2 tRNA genes and 2 rRNA genes (1 of these 4 only partly in view) are annotated in these 3,931 nt (G+C 53.3%); all 4 read left to right on the forward strand.

Annotated elements, in window-relative coordinates:
* Nucleotides 1-19, forward strand: a tRNA-Ala gene (locus tag ACX3P0_RS24980); it begins 57 nt to the left of the window's first position.
* 385 nt (nucleotides 20-404) lie between these two features.
* Nucleotides 405-3,215: ribosomal RNA gene (locus ACX3P0_RS24985) — 23S ribosomal RNA — on the forward strand.
* Between the two features lie 244 nt (nucleotides 3,216-3,459).
* Nucleotides 3,460-3,574 (forward strand): 5S ribosomal RNA (rrf, locus tag ACX3P0_RS24990).
* Nucleotides 3,575-3,807: 233 nt separating this feature from the next.
* A tRNA-Met gene (locus ACX3P0_RS24995) sits at nucleotides 3,808-3,884 on the forward strand.
* Nucleotides 3,885-3,931 lie beyond the last annotated feature (47 nt).

Below are 3,931 nucleotides of genomic sequence, written 5' to 3' on the forward strand. Positions count from 1 at the left end.
ATCCCGTCAGGCTCCACCATTTCTTTAAAAGTAGAGAGATAGTGTCGAGTAGGTGAAGGCCATCAAAGTCATTCGTAAAAAAGGTTTGCGGCAAGCGCGAAATTGCTTTCCGCCTGTTCTGTTACATTGTGAAGAGAAGATTTGTTCGAACTCCATAGCCGGAGTGCGGTCCCCGAGAGACTTCGTGTCTTTCAGTTGATCTGCGCGTTGAAGGCTTTGGTTTGTCGCGGGAGACGCTCAATCTCCCGCCTATGATGGGGTAGCCTAACCGCACCCTCGGACTGATCTCGAGAAGCTGGTCTTTTTGTGTCAATGAAATCTGTTGGCTCATGACCTCAAAAAGTTGCAAGACTTTTTGGATAAGGATCATGTGCCAAGCAAAGATGAGCATTGGCAATGAGAACGATCAAGTGAAATAAGGGCAATTGGTGGATGCCTTGGCATGCACAGGCGATGAAGGACGTGATACGCTGCGATAAGCTACGGGGAGGTGCGAATACCCTTTGATCCGTAGATTTCCGAATGGGGAAACCCACCTAAGGTACTTGGAAAATCAGAGCGACAGAGTGATCTGTCGCTGTGGTTTCCAAGTATCGATAATAGGTAACTTACCCTGAATAAAATAGGGGTAAAGTAGCGAACGCGGGGAACTGAAACATCTAAGTACCCGTAGGAAAGGACATCAACCGAGACTCCGCAAGTAGTGGCGAGCGAACGCGGACCAGGCCAGTGGCTTATGTGAGACAAGCGGAACCACCTGGAAAGGTGGGCCATAGTGGGTGACAGCCCCGTACGCGTAATGCAAACATAAGTCCTCGAGTAGGGCGGGACACGTGAAATCCTGTCTGAAATTGGGGGGACCACCCTCCAAGCCTAAGTACTCGTGCATGACCGATAGCGAACTAGTACCGTGAGGGAAAGGTGAAAAGCACCCCGACAAGGGGAGTGAAAGAGTACCTGAAACCGATTGCCTACAAACAGTAGGAGCCCAAGGTTCGTCCTGGGTGACTACGTACCTTTTGTATAATGGGTCAGCGACTTAGTGTGACGAGCAAGCTTAAACCGTTAGGTGTAGGCGCAGCGAAAGCGAGTCTGAACAGGGCGTTCAGTTCGTCGCATTAGACCCGAAACCGAGTGATCTAGCCATGAGCAGGTTGAAGGTAAGGTAACACTTACTGGAGGACCGAACCCATAACTGTTGCAATAGTTTGGGATGACTTGTGGCTAGGGGTGAAAGGCCAATCAAACTCGGAAATAGCTGGTTCTCCGCGAAATCTATTTAGGTAGAGCGTCGACCGAATACCCCAGGGGGTAGAGCACTGGATGGGCTAGGGGTCCTCACCGGATTACCAAACCTAACCAAACTCCGAATACCTGGGAGTACTAGTCGGCAGACACACAGTGGGTGCTAACGTCCATTGTGGAAAGGGAAACAACCCTGACCTACAGCTAAGGTCCCCAAGTTATGGCTAAGTGGGAAAGGATGTGAGGATCCCAAAACAACCAGGATGTTGGCTTAGAAGCAGCCATCATTTAAAGAAAGCGTAACAGCTCACTGGTCTAAATAAGGGTCTTTGCGCCGAAAATGTAACGGGGCTAAAGCCATACACCGAAGCTTAGGGTTTGGTCCGCAAGGGCCAAGCGGTAGCGGAGCGTTCTGTAAGCTGATGAAGCTGTACCCGTGAGGGGCGGTGGAGGTATCAGAAGTGCGAATGCTGACATGAGTAACGTAAGGGGAGTGAGAGACTCCCCCGCCGAAAGTCCAAGGGTTCCTGCTTAAAGCTAATCTGAGCAGGGTTAGCCGGCCCCTAAGTCGAGGCAGAAATGCGTAGACGATGGGAACCACGTTAATATTCGTGGGCCTGTGGGTAGTGACGGATCACGTGTGTTGTGAGGTCTTATTGGATTGATCTTGCAGCGAAGTGGTTCCAGGAAATAGCTCCCACTTATAGACCGTACCCTAAACCGACACTGGTGGACTGGTAGAGTATACCAAGGCGCTTGAGAGAACTATGCTGAAGGAACTCGGCAAATTGCACGCGTAACTTCGGAAGAAGCGTGACCCTTGCTTACGCAAGTAGGTGAGGGTGGCACAGACCAGGGGGTAGCGACTGTTTATCAAAAACACAGGGCTCTGCGAAGTCGCAAGACGACGTATAGGGTCTGACGCCTGCCCGGTGCTGGAAGGTTAAGAGGAGGGGTGCAAGCTCTGAATCGAAGCCCCAGTAAACGGCGGCCGTAACTATAACGGTCCTAAGGTAGCGAAATTCCTTGTCGGGTAAGTTCCGACCTGCACGAATGGCGTAACGACTTCCCCGCTGTCTCCAGCATAGACTCAGTGAAATTGAATTCCCCGTGAAGATGCGGGGTTCCTGCGGTTAGACGGAAAGACCCCGTGCACCTTTACTATAGCTTTACATTGGCATTCGTAGTGGCATGTGTAGGATAGGTGGTAGGCTTTGAAGCCGGGGCGCCAGCCTCGGTGGAGCCACCCTTGAAATACCACCCTTATCTCTATGAATGTCTAACCGCGGCCCGTTATCCGGGTCCGGGACAATGTATGGTGGGTAGTTTGACTGGGGCGGTCGCCTCCTAAAGAGTAACGGAGGCGCGCGATGGTGGGCTCAGAACGGTCGGAAATCGTTCGCTGAGTGCAATGGCATAAGCCTGCCTGACTGCGAGACTGACAAGTCGAGCAGAGACGAAAGTCGGTCATAGTGATCCGGTGGTCCCGCGTGGAAGGGCCATCGCTCAACGGATAAAAGGTACGCCGGGGATAACAGGCTGATGACCCCCAAGAGTCCATATCGACGGGGTTGTTTGGCACCTCGATGTCGACTCATCGCATCCTGGGGCTGGAGCAGGTCCCAAGGGTATGGCTGTTCGCCATTTAAAGCGGTACGTGAGTTGGGTTCAGAACGTCGTGAGACAGTTCGGTCCCTATCTGCCGTGGGTGTAGGAATATTGAAAGGATCTGTCCCTAGTACGAGAGGACCGGGATGGACGGATCTCTGGTGGACCTGTTGTGGCGCCAGCCGCATAGCAGGGTAGCTATATCCGGACGGGATAACCGCTGAAGGCATCTAAGCGGGAAACCCACCTTAAAACGAGTATTCCCTGAGAACCGTGGAAGACGACCACGTTGATAGGCTGGGTGTGGAAGAGCGGCAACGCTTGAAGCTTACCAGTACTAATAGTTCGATCGGCTTGATCGTTCTCATTCCTTATGCTCATCCAGCTAGCGCTCACGCTTGTTCCGCCCTTCGGGCGGCGCTACGCGGGTGCGGCGCATAAGCGCCGGCGGCCAGTCGGCCTTGCGGACTTTGTCCGGAAGGCTCTAGCCGACTGATGGCACAAACAAGACCAGCGAATAGCTCGAGAGGCAGCAGATAGGTTCCCTATTCGCTATCTCCCTACTCGCTAAACAACAGCTTCTCGAATTAATGTGCGTTTTGCCGACCTGGTGGTTATGGCGGAGCGGCTGCACCCGATCCCATTCCGAACTCGGCCGTGAAACGCTCCAGCGCTGATGGTACTTCGTCTTAAGACGCGGGAGAGTAAGTCGCTGCCAGGTCTGCAAAACGCACATTAAAATTATCTTCTCACCACAAAAAGGCCCGCCAATCGGGATCACGGGCCGCGCAAGCGGCCTATTCCATTTGGAAAGCCGATAGTTTCTGGTAGGCTAGCGCTTACCTTGACGCGGGGTGGAGTAGCGCCCCGTCCGCCCGCAGAAGCCCTTCAGGCTTCGGGGACGGACAAGCAGGAAAGTCCGGGCTGCCCGGCCGGCCAATGCCGAAACTTTGACGCGGGGTGGAGCAGCCCGGTAGCTCGTCAGGCTCATAACCTGAAGGTCGTTGGTTCAAATCCAACCCCCGCAACCAAATCATAAAAGCCCGCCAGATAAACCTCCGGCGGGCTTTTTGCTGTT

The organism is Mesorhizobium sp. A556 (genome assembly GCF_054489545.1).